This window comes from Streptococcus porcinus (genome assembly GCF_901542335.1).
GTDB lineage: Bacteria > Bacillota > Bacilli > Lactobacillales > Streptococcaceae > Streptococcus > Streptococcus porcinus_A.
Genome location: NZ_LR594036.1, coordinates 571,305 through 590,665 on the forward strand (window position 1 = coordinate 571,305; position 19,361 = coordinate 590,665).

Genomic DNA, 19,361 nt, shown 5'->3' on the forward strand with positions numbered 1-19,361 from the left:
ATGCGAATAAATGATTTTCATAACATTTTGGAGCTTGTAAAACAGGATATTTTGCAAAGTGAAGCAGAATACTTAAAGCTCTTAAAGGTTGTCGGGAACAATCAAAGATATGACTTTAGAAGTCAGTTGAGTATCTATGATAGAAATCCTGAAGCGACAGCCTGTGCAAAGTTTGATTATTGGAGGGAACGCTTTAATCGAACCGTTATGCGAGGACAGAAAGGTATCCCTATTTTAGAGGACTACGGCACATACAAAAAGGTTGACTATATCTTTGATATAAGTCAAACCGTTTCAAAAAACAGAGATGTCAATGAAGTAAATCTTTGGAGATTTGATAAAGAAGCTCATAGAGATGTCTTAAAGGAAATGATAACAAGTGAGGGTTATGAGGAAAGTGAAAGCACCTTAGAAAATATCTTTTCTTTAAGCAGACTCTACGGTGATGAAAAGATAGACGGTCTTATGAATGAGCTTAGAATAGCTGATGAGGATAGAATATCCTTTGCCAAGTTTGTAAGGGACTCGGTAAGCTATGCGGTAGCTGCAAGATTCAAGTTAGATTATCCGATGGATCATGAGCTTTTAAGAGAAAACTTTCAAAGACTTGACAGCATATCTCTAATGAGTCTTGGTGAAACCGTATCGGATATTAGCGGAAAGATTATTGATGCGACCATTCAAAAAAGCAAAGAATTGGAGCTTCAAAAAGAAGTTTTAAGAGGAAAAGAAGCAGGATATAATAAAATAAAAGAAGAATTAGAGGAGGTAGAAGAAAATGTACTTCGACGAGATGATCAGGAAAGAAATGAAAACGAGCGAGTTCTCCGAAATGGAGAGTACGGACGAGATAATAGAGAAAATCAGGGAGAACACACTAAACAGTTTGGAGGAACAGACAGCCTTTATAACGGAATATCCCAATCCGACCTACGCAGTGATGAGGCTGGAGTTTCTTTCAGAGAGCGAGGAGCAGAGCAACTTCGAGATGTTAGTGAATCTATACAAGGAGAAGAAACTGATAGGACACCTGATGGATATTCAGAAACAAGCGATAGAATTTATGAGAACGGAGAAGCCAAAGCTGATGGCAGCTTGGAAGATAGAGAACGAGAAGGATACGCAATACAAGGCGATGATTTCAGCCTTAAAAGAGATGACAATCAAGGAAGTAGTGGAAATCTAAAAGAACATACTGAGGCAGAGATAAGAGAAGCTGAAAAGGCTTCTTTTTCTTTACCTGAAAATACCTATGAACAGATAAGGCTTACCATTCCTCTCACTAAGAAGGATATTGATACCGTTCTTATTAACGGAGGAAATCACGATGGCGGAAGACTTCCTGTTATTGCGGAGTTTTCCAAAGGCAAAACAATAGAAGAATTGGGAGAATACCTCAAAGATACCTTTAAAGGTGGGAACGGATTTTACATTGATGAAAGAGAGGTATCTTCCTGGTATTCGGATAAAGGTATTCATTTAGCTTACGGTACATCGGCAAGAGAAGATGATACGCAAATTTTAAGCTGGAGTGATGCAGCAAAAAGAATAAATGAGCTTTTGGAAAATGGAGAGTTTGCCACAAATGTGGAGCTTTCTGAAGCCTTAGATTACGAAAGGGATAGAATTTCAGAGTCATTATGGTATCTATACCATGATTTAAGCGAAGAAGGAAAAGCACAGGGTTATTTTGACTATATAGAAAGAGGTGGTGGCTTTCCGAAAGAAACAGGCGTGCTATCTGAAAAATTTAAAAATCCCGACTATCTAAAAAATGTTATTTCTGAATATGCTCGTTTCTTGAGAGCATATGAAGAAGATAGGGACATACTAAGATTTCATTATCACAAGGTTGATAGCCTTTATAAGAGACTTAAGGAACTTGAATTTCCAAGAAAAGAATATAGCACGAACTTAACAGAGCTTCCCAAAGTGAAGTCCTTTATCACAGAAGATGAAGTCCTTGCCACTATTTCAAGAGGAAGCGGAGTAGATAGAGGAAAAGAGCGAATAACAAAGTTTTTCAAAGAAATTCATACCTTGCAGGAAAAAGCTGGCTTTCTAAAAGACGAATATGGAATTGGAGGACACTCACATGCTGTTTCAGGTGCAATGGGAAGTGATGAGTGGCATGATGCAAAGGGACTTAAATTACAGAAAAATAATTGTAGTGATGTTTTTCTTACTTGGTCAAATGTAGCAAAGCATATTGACGAGCTGCTCTCTAAAAATATGTATGAAGAAAAGAGAATAGAAAGTAAGTCAGAGATGGAAGAATCAAAAGCACCGCAATATTACTCTAAAGATAATCCTGAAAAATTAATGACCGATGAAATGCTTGAAAGAGTGCCTGAGCTTTACGCACAGGAAGATGTAGCTTTAGCGGATAAAGAGGTTCATGCTGCATATATTATTCCTTTCCGTTCAAACTGGACTTGGTATATGACGGAATATGATAGGGAAAGCGGTGATGCCTTTGGACTTGTGTTAGGATTTGAGCCTGAATGGGGATATTTCAATCTTGAAGAATTGAAAGAATTAAATGCTCAAAGGCTTATTTTAGAAGATTTTCCAAAGACTTTTAGAGAACTTAAAGACGGTGAACTAAAAAAGCAGATGGATGAGCAGGAGCTTCAGTCGGTCTTTAACGGAGAACTAAGCTTTGAAGATAAAGAAGAGCTTGAAACACCTGAAGAAGTCGAAGAAAGAGTGCCTGTAACACCTGTTCAGGGAACTTTATTTGATTACCTCAAAGAAAGAAAAGAAGTAGAGCTTAACGAAGAAAAGGAAAGTTTTTTAGATGATTTTGTAGTTAAAAAGGGCGATACCGTCTATTTTAATCATGAAGAATACAAAGTCAGAGAAATTTCTAAAAATCAAATCACAGGAAGATATGATTTGTGGCTTGATCCTCATAGAGTCGGTAACCATCAAATTCCTATTGTTGCCTTTGAAAATGGTGAGGACTTGCTGAATAAAATAAGCCTTGAAAGACCAAGCTTTATTGTTGGTGATGAAGTTAAATACAAGGACAAAGCCTATACCATCATACGCTTTGATGATATGGGAAGTAACCTAAAGACGGTAACCGTTAAAGATAATACAAAATATCTTGGCGGTATGATAACAGGCTCCGATGTAATTCCTTATCATCTTGAAAGCGATCTTGAGAGGGTATTTGAAAATCTGACATATAGAAAGCCAGCGTAGACTGCTGAAAAAATTGAAATAAAGAAAGCGGTAACTCACAATTTCAAAATCACAGAAGATATGCTCCCTGAAAAGTTAAGTCCAAGCGAAAGATTAAATCAAAACCTTGAAGCTATCTCCATGCTTAATCGTGTAGAAAGCGGACAAAGAGAGCTTGACAGTACAGCTCAGGAGGTTTTAGCAAAGTATGTGGGCTGGGGAGGACTTTCCGAAGTCTTTGATGAAAGCAGAGAAGGTCAGTGGAAAGAGGCAAGGAACTTCTTAAAAGAAAATCTATCGCAGGCTGAATACGAAGCGGCGAGAGAATCTACTTTAACGAGCTTTTACACACCAAAAACTGTTATAGACGGAATATATAAGACGCTTTCGGATATGGGATTTAAACAGGGGAATATTTTAGAGCCAAGTATGGGTATCGGAAACTTTATCGGAAATCTTCCTGATGAAATGAATAAGTCCAAGTTTTATGGTGTAGAGATTGACTCGGTAAGCGGTAGAATTGGAAAGCTGTTATACCCTGAAAGTGATATACAGATTAAAGGACTTGAAGAAACTTCCTTTTCCAATAACTTCTTCGATGCAGTTATCGGTAATGTTCCATTTGGAGAATATAAGGTAAATGACAGGGAGTATAACAAAAATAACTTTCTTATCCACGATTATTTCTTTGCCAAGTCCATTGATAAAGTAAGAAACGGCGGTATTATCGCCTTTATTACATCTTCAGGGACAATGGACAAAAAGGATGAAAGTGTAAGACGCTACCTTGCAGCAAGAGGTGAATTTTTAGGAGCAATAAGACTTCCAAATGATACCTTTAAGGGAGTTGCCGGAACAGAGGTAACAAGCGATATTATCTTTCTAAAGAAAAGAGATAGCATCAGAGAAAGAGATGAGGACGGGATACATCTTTCTGAAGATGAAAATGGTCTTACCTATAACAAATACTTTGTAGATCATCCTGAACAGGTACTCGGCACAATGCGTGAAGTATCAGGAAGATTTGGCAAGACACTTACCTGTGAGCCAATTGCATATTTAGGTACAGAAATAAATATGGCGTCCCTAAAGGATAGACTTGAGATTGCGGGAGAAAGAATTTCAAAAGATGCAAGGTATGAAGAAATAGAGCTATTTGATGATGAAATAACCTCTATCCCTGCAACGGATGATGTAAAGAACTTCTCTTATACCTTGATTGATGAGGAAGTCTATTACAGAGAAAACTCACTCTTTATCAAAAAGAAAGTATCAGATAAAAACAAAGAAAAAATCAAGGATTATCTCGAGCTGAATGTTGCCTTAAAAGATGTGATTTACAAGCAGAAAGAAGATTTTAGCGAGGAAGAAATCAAGGCTTCACAGGAAAAATTGAATGAAGTCTATGACATCTTTTCTAAAAAGCATGGTTTTGTAAATAAGCTAAGTAATACCAGAGCCTTAAAAGAGGATAGCAATTTCCCTCTTGTTTCTTCCATTGAAATTCTTGATGAAGAAGAAAACTTCAAGGCAAAGGGTGATATTTTCTCAAAGAGAACCATTACAAAAGCCAAAGTCATAGATCATGTAGACACTTCCATTGAAGCTCTTGTTTTATCTATGTCGGAAAAAGGCTATGTTGATTTTGACTATATGGAAAGCCTGACGGGAAAAGACAGACCAACTTTGATAGAAGAACTTAGAGGGGAAATCTATCTAAACATCAGAGAGGAACAAAACTTTTATAGACCATTATCCTTTAACCTCGAAGATGGAGATTTGCCTTTCGCCTGTGCCAACGGCAGTAATTCATATAAGTACGGCTATGTAACAAAGGATGAATATCTTTCAGGAAATATCAGGGATAAGATTGTCATAGTTGACAGCTACCTTGCAAAGCTCAGACAAACAGAAAGAGAACTACCTCATCTTGGATATGCGGAAGATGGCAAAGAAAAAGAGCAGATAAGCTATGAGATGAGTCGATTAGAATATCAAAAGGCAGAGCTTACAAAAGTTCTTCCAAAGGAGCTTGAAGCAAGTGAAATCAATGTGCGTCTTGGTGCTACTTGGATACCGATTAAAGACATTGAAAAATTTATCTTTGAAATACTCAAAACTCCGGGTTATGCAAGATGGGATATAAAGGTTAAATTTTCAAACCTGACAAGCGAATGGAATATTGAAGGAAAAAGCAAAGACAGAGGAAATGACCTTGCAGAGATGACCTATGGTACAAGTAGAGTAAATGCCTATAAGTTGATTGAAGATGCCCTAAATCTTAAAGAAACAAAGGTGTTTGACCAGATTGTAAATCCTGATGGCTCAAAAACTTCTGTGCTAAATAAAAAAGAAACTTTACTTGCAGGACAAAAGCAGGAGCTTTTAAAGGAAGAATTCAAGAACTGGATATTTAGTGATCAGGAAAGAAGAAACCGTCTTGTAAAACTGTATAACGAGCGTTTTAACTCAATTCGTAACAGAGAATATGATGGTAGTAAACTTTCATTTGAGGGAATGAATACGGAAATAGATTTAAGACCTCATCAGAGAAACGCCATTGCAAGAAGTCTGTATGGAGGAAATACGCTTCTTGCCCATGTGGTTGGTAGTGGAAAGACCTTTGAAATGGTAGCTTCCGCAATGGAATCTAAAAGGCTTGGTATGTGTTCTAAGTCTTTATTCGTAGTACCGAATCATCTAACAGGACAAATCGGCAGAGAGTTTATGCAGCTTTATCCTTCAGCAAATATTATGGTGGCAGATAAGAAAGATTTTGAGCCGAAGAATAGAAAAAGATTTATTGGCAAAATTGCCACAGGAGAGTATGATGCGGTAGTAATCGGGCATACGCAATTTGAAAAAATTCCGATGAGTAAGGAATATCAGGAGAAGCATATTCGAGATCAGATTGATGAAATCATTAACTATGTGGAGGAATATAAGCATGACAGAAATCAGAACTTTACGGTAAAGCAGCTTGAAAAGACAAAGAAGAAACTGGAAACAAGGCTTGAAAAGTTAAACGATGATTTTAAGAAAGATGATGTCATTACCTTTGAAGAACTTGGAGTAGATAAGCTCTTTATTGACGAGGCACATAGTTTTAAGAATTTGTACCTTCATACAAAAATGAGAAATGTAGCAGGTATTGGGCAGTCTGAAGCCTTTAAGTCATCCGATATGTTTATGAAGTGCCGTTATATGGACGAAATGACAAACGGGAAAGGTATTGTCTTTGCTACAGGAACGCCTATATCAAACTCCATGACCGAGCTTTATACCATGCAGCGTTATCTTCAGTACGATAGCCTAAAGAAGAATAACTTGGAGCATTTTGATAGCTGGGCATCTACCTTTGGAGAAACGCAGTCCGCTTTTGAATTATCTCCGGAGGGAACAGGATACAGAGTAAAAACTCGTTTTTCAAAGTTTTATAACTTGCCTGAACTAATGAGTATGTTTAAGGAAGTTGCGGACATTCAGACAGCGGATATGCTAAATCTCCCTACTCCTGAAGCACACTATGAGGTTATCAAGACCTTGCCAAGTGAAGAGCAAAAGGAAATCCTAAAGAGTTTATCTGAAAGAGCAGATGATGTGAGAAATAGGGTGGTTGAGCCTGATGAAGATAATATGCTGAAGATTACTAATGACGGGAAGAAACTTGCCTTAGACCAGCGTTTGATAAATCCATTACTTCCTGATAATCCTGACAGTAAGGTCAATGTCTGCGTTAAAAATGTATTTTCAATATGGGATAAGACAAAAGAAAACAAATCTACACAGCTACTATTTTCCGATATGTCAACACCGAAAGGAGATGGAGAATTTAATATTTACGATGATATAAGGGATAAACTTGTGGCAATGGGAATACCGAAAGAAGAAATCGTCTTTATCCACGAGGCTAATTCCGATAAGCAAAAGGATGAACTCTTTGCAAAGGTAAGAAAAGGAGAAATCCGTATTTTAATGGGATCGACTCAGAAAATGGGAGCAGGTACGAATGTGCAAAATAAGCTGATTGCACTTCATGATTTGGATGTCCCTTGGCGTCCTGCTGACTTAGAGCAAAGAGCGGGTAGAATTGTAAGACAGGGAAATGAAAATAAAGAGGTTAATATCTTTCGTTATGTAACGGAGAACACCTTTGATGCGTATCTGTGGCAGACCATAGAAAATAAGCAGAAGTTCATTTCTCAGATTATGACAAGTAAAACACCTGTCAGAGTGGCAGAAGATGTGGACGAAAGCAGCCTTAACTATGCAGAGATTAAGGCACTTGCAACAGGTGGTCCAAAAATCAAGGAAAAGATGGACTTGGATAATGAGGTAACGAAACTTAAAATGCTGGAAGCAAACTATAAGTCTAATCGTTACAGATTAGAAGATAAGGTTGCTAAAAACTATCCAAAAGAAATCGCAAGAACAGAAAAACTCATAGAAGCTGTTAAGAAAGATATATCAGAAGTTGAACCTAAAGCAGAAGGCGAGGAAAAGTTTACTTCCATTACTATCGGTGGCGAGAAGATATTCGATAAGAAATTAGCCGGAGAAAAGCTGCTTGAAGCTATTTCTAAAGTAAAAATCAATGAAAGCAAAGTTATAGGTAAGTACAGAAACATGGATTTAGAGGCAAGTTACAACTTCTTCACCAATGAGCATAACTTCAGCTTAAACGGTGCTGCAAAGCATTCAGGAGAGCTTGGAACAAGTGCGGAAGGTAATATTACAAGACTGGATAATGCTCTTGAGAAAATGCCTGAGAAATTAAAGAGGCTTGAAGAAAAACTCATCGGCACCAAAGAGCAACTTGAAAATGCCAAAGAGGAACTTAATAAGCCTTTTGAAAAAGCCGATGAACTAAAGAATAAGGTACTTCGCTTGGCTGAACTGAATAAGCTCCTTGATATGGGTGATGTGGAAGAAAAGAGGAATGATAATCCCCTTGTAGAAGATGTAAAACGAGCCATCATTGACTTCTGCAACAGAGAGTATGAGGAAAATCATAGCTATGATGAGTTTGATGCTATATATCCTGATTTAAAGCACATCGGCATCGCCTATACCAATACACCGGATGAAAGGCATGGTATTCAGTATGAACTTGATTTAGAGGATAAAACTTGGACGCAGTACATTAATGATACTCCTATCAAAACAGAGAGCTTTGATTATGAAAACAAAGGAGAAAATGAAGCTTTAAGAAATATGAAAAATGAGATTGAGTTATCTTCCTTTAGTGATTTGGTCTATGTCGATTCGGAAGATTTAAGGGTAGCACTTGGACTTGATATTGACGATGAAGGAAACTTCTATGATCCACTTTCTAAAGATATGGATAATGACGGTATTTCTGACAGATATGACAATGACTTTAAGGACAGCGATTATTTTGAGTCAACCTATGATGTTGAAGATAATCTGCATACCAAAGAGGAAGCTACACAGAAAACAGAGGATAAGCCGTCTATTTTAGGACAAATTAGAGCCTATCAGGAAGAAAGTAAAACAGAAGAAAAACAAACTGCAAAAGAACAGGAATATGTACGATAAGGGAGGGAAACCTCCCTTTTGCCATGAAAGGAGATAAAAACATGGATTACAAAACAATGAGAAATCAGATAGAAGATATGGTAAGTGATAATCACAAGGACTTTGTTAAGGCGGTTATCAGCATGGAAAAAGGTATCAACGATGAAAGTGCTTTGGATAAGCTCTATGAGGCTTATATGGACAATGACACCGTTAATTTGCTGCATGAGGAATTTGACTATATGATTGAGGACTTAAGAGGACAGGGACAGATAAAAGACTTACCTTATGTTCAGGAAGAAAAGGATAATCTTATAAATATCATTGGAAATATTGTAGGAGAGGTTAATGTAGTTGAAAGGGAAAATAAGAACGGAGAAGCCTTTAAGGTGGCGAACTTCTCCGTAGTATCCAAAGATGATGAAGGAAATAAGGTGTATCATAATTGCTCCGCATACGGAGAAAAGGGTGAAATTCCAAAAGACTTTAAGCAGGGAGATTTTGTTAAGCTCTTTGGACAAATCAGAACTTTCAGCGATGATAACGGCAAGGAACATACTAACATCAGGATACTTTCTTCAAAGCTATTAAAGGCAAAGGAACAAATGAAAGGACAAGATGAAAAGAAAGAATCTGTACTTGGAGCAATAAAAAAGTATAAGGCTAAAGATAAAGAAAAGCCTAAAGAAAAGAATGAAGCATCAAAAGAAGCTGAGATATAAATTTATGGTCGGTGTGTCTTTTGGACCACACCGGCTCTTTTTTTGTTTTTAAATGATTGGTAATAGTATTATAATAAAAGAGAAATAGTTTACATTTTATTACTTTTAGGAGGAAATCAAATTAAATATTTATTTTTTCAGAATAAAGATTTGTGTTTAAATAAAATCACTTAATATTGTAAACAAAGTTAAAATTTATGTTTAACATAATTTTTTAGTAATAGAGGGAGAAAAGATGGATTCAAAACTTTTAGAAGAATGTAGAAAAATATTAGAATTTTGGAAACTTGAAGAATATTTCACGCCTGTAGACTCTCCAAAATTATTGCTAGCAATCAACGAAGATGGAAAAGAAATACCTTTTGATAGATATTATAATGGACAAGGTGAAAATAATCTTCCGTTAGATGCATACAAAGAATATAATGAAAAGCATACTAAAAAGAATTCTATGGAGAGTAAACTTTTTAACCGTGCTAATCTGTATTGTGGTTGTTACAAGATAAATTCCTTTTTATATAAGATGGCGCAAGTTTGCGAATTGGATTTGGAAAAATACGAAGAGCTAAATGAAATTTCTGGGGAATTCTATATATTTTCAGTTCAGATTGATTTAGATGGGGTTATTACTGAAGAAGGGTTTAGAATTAGTCCGTTTTTTTACGCTATTCTTAATATAATAAAACGCAAAGGAATTGATGCTGATATTAGACAAGTGCATATCAAAGAATTAGATGAAAATATAAATGATATTTTGAAACAAAAAGATTATAAAATACTTAAGTTTACGGATGTAGATCAAATAAAAAAAATATTATTTGATAATATTGAGATAAACTCAGATGAGGAAATTGGATTAGAAAGCTATTCAAATATTAAATATGCTTGCAAGGGATTAAGAGTAGAAGATGAATCAGACTATTTCAAAAGTTTTTATTTAAAGGATATCGAAACAATACAAAAGCACTTTATAGAAAATGAGAATATTATTAAATATATAAATGCTTTATTGGGTGAAGAAAATAAAATTATGATAGATACTAATGTTGAAAAGATGAAGGAATGGTTAAGTGCGGAGTGCTTTCCGCTAGCGAAGTACCCATCAACATTTTCTCCAACATTGATGCAACAAATTGCCATTAATATAGCTACCTCTGAAAAAAATAGAAATAGAGATATTTTTTCTGTAAATGGTCCTCCAGGTACGGGAAAGACTACTCTTCTTAAAGAAATCATCGCATCAAATGTTGAAAAACTTGCAGAGAGGCTAATTGCTAATGGAATTAGCGGGGAAAATTTCATATCTCATCAAATAGCATCCACTTCAACATCTAATTATAATGAGAAGTATTATGAAATACCAAAAGATATTTCAAAATATGGGATTTTAGTTGTATCAAACAATAATGGAGCTGTAGAAAATATCACACTCGATTTACCTAAGGCTAAAGAATTAAAAAGCGAAAAAACACTTAGTGGATATTTTGATAGAGAAAAGTTTGATGAAATTTATTTTTCACGGGTAGCAGACGAACTCATAGGTGAATCTAAAGAGGCATGGGGATTAATATCTGCTAGAATGGGAAGAAAATCATATATTAATGATGTATTAAAAAACTGTATATTTGCTAAGAAAAATGATACTGAAGATAAGATTTCCCTTGATTTAGATAAGGAAAAATCTATTTCGTTTGAGCAAGCAACAGAAAACTATACTAAAGCAAAAGAAAAGGTTTTAACAATACGAGAAGAAATTAAAAAAGATCAGAAATATCTAGAAGATTTTTACGAAGAAAAAAATAAGCTTTCTGATAAAAAAGCAGCACTTAAATTTTTAAAAGGAAATAAGGATGTTACTGAATCAGATATATTAAAATTTAAAGAACAAATCAACGAATTAGAAAAAAACATTGAAGAGAAAAAAGAAAATCTATCCTTTTTTAAAAAAATCTTAATACTATTAGGCATTGGAAAAAAAGGAAAAGACGTTTTAGATTTAAAGAGAGATATTTCAGAAAAACTTTTAAAAATTAAAGAAAAGGAAGAAGAATTAAAATCCTTAGAAGGTGAAATAGAAAAAGAAACTGAATCTCTTTTAGAAATAGAATCTTCATTTAATGAGAAAAAAGATGCGATTTACCATAATGAAGATGCAATAAAAAATAAATATGGAAGTTGTTTTGCAGATAATGAATTTTTCGAAAGCATTGAAGGAGCGGAAGAATCACAAAATGCGTGTCCATGGACATTTAGAGAGTATGATAAAGCGAGAGAAGAACTGTTTTACCATGCGTTGCAGGTTCGTAAAGCTTTCATTTTGGAATCTCCATATATTAAACGAAATTTATTTTTATATGATGCATATAATAATGGGAAATTTACTATTGAAGAGAAAAAGGAAATGTTCCCTCATTTAATTAATGCTTTATCGATTGTAATACCTGTATTATCATCAACATTTGCATCTGTAGGTAGATTTCTAAAGTATGCAGGGAACAAAAGTCTTGGTATGTTAATCATAGATGAAGCAGGTCAAGCTGTTCCGCAATCAGCACTTGGTGCATTGTATAGGACAAATAATGCAGTTGTGGTTGGAGATCCACTTCAGATAGATCCTGTTGTTAAAATTCCTAAAGTAGTAATTGATTTACTTGCAGATAGTATGGGGGTAGCAGAAGAATATAAGAATATTGATAACTCGGTGCAACTATTTGCAGATCGAGTTAATGAATTTAATGGAAAACTTGGAGAGAGAATAGTTGGCTGCCCTTTGGTTGTACATAGAAGGTGTATTGATCCAATGTTTTCTATATCTAATATGATTTCATATGATAACAGAATGTTTAATAAGACTAGTAATAGGAGTTTTTATCATAATGAAGAATATCCTTTTTTGATAAAAAAATCATGCTGGTTTGATGTAAAAGGAGAGGAGATAGGAGGGAAAAATCACTTTGTAAAAAATCAAGCTGAAAAAGTATGTGAGTTGATTGAAAAAGCAGCAATTAGTAATAAAGAGTTTTTTAATGAGTATGATAAAGTATTTATTATTACACCGTTTAGGAGTGTTTCTAATTCAATGCGAGAGTATTTAATAAATTATTTTATAGAAAAAAATGTTAGTGCAGAAAAATTGAAAGAATGGAGCGAAAATTGCATTGGTACAGTTCATACTTTTCAAGGAAAAGATGCAGATGAAGTATTGTTCATGCTAGGATGTTCTAATAAGAGCATTGGAGCAATGAAATGGGTGGCATCAAAAGCAAATATTTTAAATGTAGCCTGTACACGAGCTAGATATAGGTTTGCTTTTATTGGTAATAAAAAGGATTGGGAATATAGAAAGTATTTTATAGATATAATATCTAAATTTTTCAACGAAGATTAAGAGTAAAGAAACATTTTAAAAGTAACAATAAATAATATATAAAGATTTTAATAGATTATAAATGTACTTAGAAAATATTTTTATAATAGTTTGACATAGTTTAGACTCTGTGAAAAAATTTCTGTAAATAGAGATTTCCTATGATAATTTAAGTAGGACTAGATTACAGTTTCTCTAAATCCTATAATTAACGTATAACAAACATTTTTGTGCATGTAAAATTCCCGGAGGTTAAAATTCAATCTCCGGGATATTTATTTTTTCTTTTACTCTATTCTTCCTGGGTACATTATACAGAACTCATTATGTACTTTTCCCCAGTCTCTGAGGCTGTTTGTCCACTTTTTAGTAGCTTCAAATGTAGCAAGATAAAGTGCTTTAAGAAGCGATGTTTCATTAGGAAAAACACTTCTTTGTCTATTCAACTTTCGGTATGTAGAATTTAATGATTCTATAGCGTTTGTAGTATATATTACCTTTCTGACAGCAGCAGAAAACTTGAATATCGGTGATACACAGTCCCAATTATCGTACCATCGTTTCATTGCGTTAGGATATTTATCTTCCCATTTATTATTTACCTTATCCAGAGCCTCTCTTCCAAGCTTTTCATTAGGTGCATGGTATATTGTCTTAAGATCATTGGCAAAAGGCTTCATGTCCTTACTTGGAACATATCTAAGTGTGTTTCTTACCATATGCACTATACACCTTTGGTATTCAGTCTTAGGGAATGCAGCTGCTATAGCTTCTTTTATTCCACTTAATCCATCAGCACAAATTATAAGTACATCATTAATCCCTCTGTTCTTAAGATCATTAAGCACTGACAGCCAGTATTTAGCACTTTCATTTTCTCCTATGTTTATACTAAGTACTTCTTTTTTTCCTTCAGAGTTTATTCCTAGAATCACATATGCTGCAAGTTTCTTAATTATGCCTTCGACTCTTACAGAGTAATGAATGGCATCTATATAGAGAATAGGATATACAGAATCAAGAGGTCTGTTTTGCCAATCTTCAATCTGAGGGAGAAGTTTATCTGTAACATCAGAGATAAATCCCTCTGATGTTTCAAATCCATATATGTCTTCTATAGTGTCAGAAATCTGTCTTGTAGTGAGTCCCTTAGCATACATAGAAATTATCTTCTGCTCGATTGTAGAAATGTCCTTTTGTCTTTTTTTAACTACTTGTGGTTCAAAGGTAGAATTTCTATCCTGAGGAACATCAACGTTCATAGAACCATAACTTGAATTGAGACGTTTAGATTTGTATCCATTTCTATAGTCATCAGAATCAGAACGTTCTGATTTACCATAACCAAGATGATTATCAAGCTCTGCTTCCATCATCTCTTTAATTGTGCTACCAAGAAGATCTTTAAGAGCATCTTGAATATCTGCAGCGGTTTCAATTGGATACTCTTGCAGTAACTGTCGCACAATATTTCTTTTTCCTTCAGTCATAACTACTTTGTGTACTGGTTTCTTTTCTCTTGCCATAATAATAGGCCTCCTATGATATTTAAATTTTATCATAGGAGACCTATTTTAATTTACAGAAAAAATTTCACACACTCATAGTTTATTTTAAATATTTCGTAAAATGCAATAACAAGTTGAACACTTGCTAATAAAATTTATCCAATTGAATACAGTTTATCAAGTTGGGCTTCAAACAATTCTTCTGATGTAAAGTATTGGAGCACTTTTCTTGGCTTAGAGTTTATGATATCTGATACTGATAGAATCTCTTCCTCTGTATATCCTTCAATAGATTCTCCTTTTGGGATATACTTTCTTAGAATTCTGTTACATCTTTCATTTTGGGCTCTCTCCCAAGAACTATATGGATGAGTAAAGTATATACTTGTTTCTTCATCATCATACTCATTAAGCTTTGCAAACTCACTTCCGTTATCAGAAGTTATTGTTTTGAACACTTTGCTAAAGTTATAGCCATATTCTTCCTTAAGGCTATTTATGGCATTATTAACTGCATCGGATTCTTTTCCTGGTATTTTGATAGTTATGTAGTATCTTGTTACTTTCTCTATCAGTGTAAGCATTACGGCCTCATGCTTATTCTTTAAAGGTACTACCGTATCAATTTCCCAATGTCCGAACTCAACTTTTTCATTAACAATATCTGGTCTTTTTTCAATGCTAGTACCAAGTATTCGCTTATTCTTTATACTCCTATTCGCTTTTGTATTTCGCTTAAGAGCTTCAGGAAGCATAGATGGTGTAATACCTACATCGCCTCTCCAGATAGCGTTATATATGGACTTAGTGCACATCATTTTATCCTTAGAGTATAGCTTTTTTCTTTTGGCATAGCCAACGCTACTATCTACTGACCACCCCTTATTGATGAAGTAGTCAGTAATAGATTCCATGAATTTGCTAACATAAGAAGCCCGATACTTTCTGTGCGAATTTTTTCTGTTCTCTTCGTATCGTTTCTGACCTCTAGTTGGGATATATGCTGATGGTCTTCCTTTAGCAGAGGTTTTCTCAATGGTTCCTCTTCTAAGTTCGTACATAACGGTAGAGGGTGAGCAGTTAAGCTCTTTAGCTATGTAACGAAGAGATTTACCTTCGTTCGTTAGGTGTTTAATTGTACAGCGATCTTCAAAATTAAGATGTTTACCCCTTTGATGTTTGTGTATTTCAATGTTAGAATATAAGTTGTCCATGATATTTCTCCTTTAAAGATTTTTGTGTTGTGACTTAATTCTAACAAAGAAAATGTCATGGATATTTTATTTTATTAATTTGTTCAATTTGATTTTACAATCTACCAAATTTAAAATTAAGGTTGAAAATGGAAATATTAAATACAGAGATAGTATTATAGAAAAAAATAAAATATCTCAAGAGTTTATATTTAACATATTTAGCATTATATGCGCAAAGCTTGAATATAAAATATATAAATTATTACGTACTAAAGAACAAGAAAACATTAAATATAACTGTGATTTAATATCGATAAATTTAAAAAATACATTAGTAATATCTTTCATTAACGCTTTAATGATTGCTACAATACTCTGCTTTGGCGGAATAAAAGTTGTGTTAGGACAATTATCTATTGGAGCGCTAGTTACATTTAATATTTTTTCTCAAAAATTTATTACTCCAATAACTAGTATATATAGGTTTCCGACAGAAATATTGGATTATAAGCTATCATGGAGTAAAATAAAGCAAAAAATTATTGAAACTGAGATACTTGAAGATACAGGAGAAGATATTGTCTCTATTGATAAAATAACTTTTAATGAAGTTAGTTTTAAATATAACGATATACTTGTATTGGAAAAATGTGAATTTCAATTGAAGACTGGAAATATGTATGCATTAGTCGGAGCTAGTGGCTCTGGAAAGTCAACCATTATTAAATTGATTCTTAGATTGTGGGATAATTATCAAGGAAATGTTTGTATCAATAATAAAGATATTCGAAATATAAAAATTAGTTCGTTGAGAAATAAAATTTCTTATATATCTCAAGATATATTTTTATTAAATGGTACATTAAGAGAAAACTTGCAATCGAAAAAAAATGAGCCAGATGATTGCTTAATAGACATTTTATATAAAGTTAATCTAGGCATGTGGTTTGAAAAATTGACAAACGGATTAGATACTAATTTAGGAGAAAATGGTGCTAAGATTTCTGGTGGAGAAAAACAACGTATTGTCATTGCTAGAACAATTTTACAAAAACCACAAGTAATAATTTTTGATGAGGCAACATCTATGTTAGATGAAAAGACTGAAGAAAATATAATTAGCTTAATAAAAAAAGAATTTCAAAATTGTTTGATAATCTTCATAACACATAGATTGAGATCTATAAATTCTGTAGATTCAATATTAGTTCTTGATAATGGCAAAATAGTAGAAATTGGAACTTTTAAAGAATTAATAAACAATAGTGAATCTTTGTTTGGAAAAATGTTTATGAGGGGAGCGAATTTAAGTGGAGATTGTAATTAAAAACTTAGAAAAAGAATACGGCAAAATTAAGGTTGTTGATGGTGTTAGTTGTGCTATGCATAAAGGAATATATGGGGTATTAGGTAGGAATGGAGCTGGTAAAACAACACTGTTTAGAATGATTACAGGGTTGATAAAAAAAACATCTGGTGAAATATTGTTTATAGAAAATGGGAGTTATATAAAAGAGAAAAAAATTGCTGAATTAATAGGGTACCTTCCTCAGGATTTTGGGATGTATCCAGATTTTACAGTTTCCGATATTATGGAAGAAATTTCAATATTAAGAAATATAACAAAATCAAATAGAAAAGATGAAATAAATTTACTTTTAGAAAAAGTAAATTTATTAGAATACAAAAATAAAAAATACAAAGAATTATCAGGGGGAATGAAACGCAGGCTTGGATTAGCACAAGCAATGTTGGGTAATCCAAAGGTATTAATAGTGGATGAACCTACAGCTGGTGTTGATCCAAAGGAAAGGATATATATAAGGAAACTTTTGAGTGAATATGCAAAAGAAAATATTGTAATATTGTCTACACACCTAGTCGAGGATATTGAACACATTTGTGAAGAGTTATTAATTATTGAACAAGGGAAATTAATATATCAAGGGAAAATAGATGATTTGCTTTTGAAAGCATCAAACAATTTAGGAATTAAAGAGTTCTGTACTTTAGATGAATTTCAAGAATACTCATGCAACAATAATGTTTTTACATTTAGAAGGGAATGCAAAAAAATTATTGCTACGGTTTCTAAGAGTAACTCTGATATTAAAGAATTTAATGTGAGCCTTGAAGATGCATATATGTGGAAGATAAGTGAAGGGGAAAACCAATGATTAAATTTCTTGCCTTTAATATAAAGAAAAAATGGAAAAGAATACCATTAATTATTTTGTTAGTTTTGCTTATGGTGTTTATTTTCACGCAAATAGGAGAAATTTTCCATTATCCTGTTAAAAGTGACGTGGATTTACATAAATTAGAAGGATATGGTGAAAATAATTATTTATATATAAATAAGACAGATTCTGAGATAAAAAAAGAATTAAAAAACAATATAGTAAAAACCATTATGGATAATACGGATGGTTCTGACAATTTAAGTAGTCTTAAAGAACTTTTAAAAGATTTAGATTATTACGATCTGGATGAAATTATCGAAAAAAGTAAAAAAGATAATGTTTCATATGCATATTTAAAAAATACTATACAAGAAATTAAGATGGAGTATAAATCATATAATGCGATTAACAAAGATTTATTAGAAAGTACTAAAAACAAAGGTTATCAGATTGAATTTCAAAAAAATTATATTACTTATATTCAAGCTATAATTGCATTTTTGTTGATTCCTTTTATTATAATTATTTTTGAAGAAGATGATAGGTATAATATAAGAGAATCCATGAAGATTACTTCAAATAAGTACCTGAAATTTTTTATTGCAGAATTATGTACGGTGTTGATTCCTATAATTATATTCACATACACATTGGGAGTATGTTTGAATTTATATAGTTATTTTAAGTTTTATTTTGCAGGTTACGATATAGAATATTTACCAATGACTACAAAATACTGTTTGTATTTTATTCCGTCAGTAATTTGCTTTACATCAGTTTTAATACTGATTATTTCTAAAGCGAAAAATTATATGTCCATAATGTCGCTATATTTGGTATGGATTATATTTAACATAACACCTAGAGCTACCAAATTACCTATGATTTTTGAAAGCTTAATAGTATTGCATCGCTTAGATACAAACATTTTAAATGAAAATACTATCATAATTAGGCAAGTATTAATTGTTATAATAAGTATAATTATACTTATGCTATCATACAATAAACGAAAGGAGAAAATATTATGATAAAAAAAAGATTGAATTTACAATACTTTGTTTACCCAATGGTATATTCCTTATTGATATTGTTTGCATTTAATATAAAAAGTGTTTTAGATTTTGTTAATGTTTCTATTATGTACCTACCATTGTATTTTATAATAACAGCTTCTAATTATAATACTAAGATAAATGACATTGGTATGATAGAAATTGAATATATGCAAAATAGAAATAAGCTCTTAAATTATTTTAAGAGTGTTATTATCGAGCTTCTCAGCATTATTGTAATTATTACTGTTCACTTAGGTTTGTATATTATCTTTTATAGAATGGATTTTAATTCATCAGTGTCGATTTATGATTATATACTGAATACGTACACTTCAATTTTATTGTTTGTAGGCTTCGCATACTTTGTGAGTTCTTTAACATTCAGTAAATCCATAGCGATTTTTGTTTGCAGTATTTTTTGGATTTATTTTATGATTAATATAGATAGTACTTCAATTTTAAATCCATTTTTTTATGTTGGCAATCCTAATAGTTCTGTGGTTTACGTGTATGTACAAAGTATTATAGGTATTGGATTTATTTTTTTAACAGGTTATCTTAAAACTAAAAGTCCATATTTTTTACAATCAATTAGAAGAA

At 32.9% G+C, this 19,361-nt stretch carries 7 protein-coding genes and 1 pseudogene; 6 read left to right on the forward strand and 2 right to left on the reverse strand.

Annotated features, from left to right (window positions below; translation table 11 throughout):
- The 3 genes and pseudogenes from FGK96_RS02825 to FGK96_RS02835 all read left to right on the forward strand — a co-directional run bounded on the left by FGK96_RS02825 (position 1) and on the right by FGK96_RS02835 (position 12,837).
- A pseudogene (locus FGK96_RS02825) lies at positions 1–8,748 on the forward strand (helicase-related protein).
- 41 nt (positions 8,749–8,789) lie between these two features.
- Positions 8,790–9,449, forward strand: a complete 660-nt coding sequence (locus FGK96_RS02830; protein ID WP_138081151.1) for a single-stranded DNA-binding protein — start codon at positions 8,790–8,792, stop codon at positions 9,447–9,449.
- A 235-nt stretch (positions 9,450–9,684) separates the two neighbouring features.
- Positions 9,685–12,837: a DEAD/DEAH box helicase gene (locus FGK96_RS02835; protein WP_138081153.1), complete on the forward strand. Its 3,153-nt coding sequence runs from the start codon at positions 9,685–9,687 to the stop codon at positions 12,835–12,837.
- Between the two features lie 266 nt (positions 12,838–13,103).
- Here the strand turns inward: FGK96_RS02835 and FGK96_RS02840 are convergent, their stop codons facing one another.
- Entirely contained in the window at positions 13,104–14,342 is a 1,239-nt protein-coding gene (locus FGK96_RS02840; protein ID WP_138081155.1) for an IS256 family transposase, read from the reverse strand.
- Between the two features lie 137 nt (positions 14,343–14,479).
- On the reverse strand, positions 14,480–15,538 hold the full coding sequence (locus FGK96_RS02845) for an IS30 family transposase (RefSeq protein WP_138081157.1): 1,059 nt from the start codon (positions 15,536–15,538) through the stop codon (positions 14,480–14,482).
- Between the two features lie 52 nt (positions 15,539–15,590).
- On the opposite strand from FGK96_RS02845, the gene FGK96_RS02850 reads away from it, so the two are divergent.
- The 3 genes from FGK96_RS02850 to FGK96_RS02860 are packed head-to-tail and all read left to right on the forward strand — an operon-like array spanning position 15,591 to position 18,734.
- The gene (locus FGK96_RS02850; RefSeq protein WP_138081159.1) at positions 15,591–16,847 is read left to right on the forward strand and encodes an ABC transporter ATP-binding protein; all 1,257 of its coding nucleotides are present in this window, start codon (positions 15,591–15,593) and stop codon (positions 16,845–16,847) included.
- A complete protein-coding gene (locus tag FGK96_RS02855; protein WP_138081161.1) occupies positions 16,831–17,697 on the forward strand; it encodes an ATP-binding cassette domain-containing protein in 867 nt (288 codons plus the stop codon). Before FGK96_RS02850 ends, FGK96_RS02855 begins: the two co-directional genes overlap by 17 nt.
- Positions 17,694–18,734, forward strand: coding sequence for a hypothetical protein (locus FGK96_RS02860; protein WP_138081163.1), 1,041 nt, complete (start codon positions 17,694–17,696; stop codon positions 18,732–18,734). The genes FGK96_RS02855 and FGK96_RS02860 overlap by 4 nt, the downstream gene beginning before the upstream one ends.
- Positions 18,735–19,361 lie beyond the last annotated feature (627 nt).

Excerpts from the sequence above, each read along its gene's own strand:
- FGK96_RS02845 (WP_138081157.1), bottom strand. The coding sequence starts at position 15,538 with ATGGACAACTTATATTCTAACATTGAAATACACAAACATCAAAGGGGT.
- FGK96_RS02835 (WP_138081153.1), top strand. The coding sequence starts at position 9,685 with ATGGATTCAAAACTTTTAGAAGAATGTAGAAAAATATTAGAATTTTGG.
- FGK96_RS02860 (WP_138081163.1), top strand. The coding sequence starts at position 17,694 with ATGATTAAATTTCTTGCCTTTAATATAAAGAAAAAATGGAAAAGAATA.
- FGK96_RS02850 (WP_138081159.1), top strand. The coding sequence starts at position 15,591 with ATGTCATGGATATTTTATTTTATTAATTTGTTCAATTTGATTTTACAA.
- FGK96_RS02830 (WP_138081151.1), top strand. The coding sequence starts at position 8,790 with ATGGATTACAAAACAATGAGAAATCAGATAGAAGATATGGTAAGTGAT.
- FGK96_RS02840 (WP_138081155.1), bottom strand. The coding sequence starts at position 14,342 with ATGGCAAGAGAAAAGAAACCAGTACACAAAGTAGTTATGACTGAAGGA.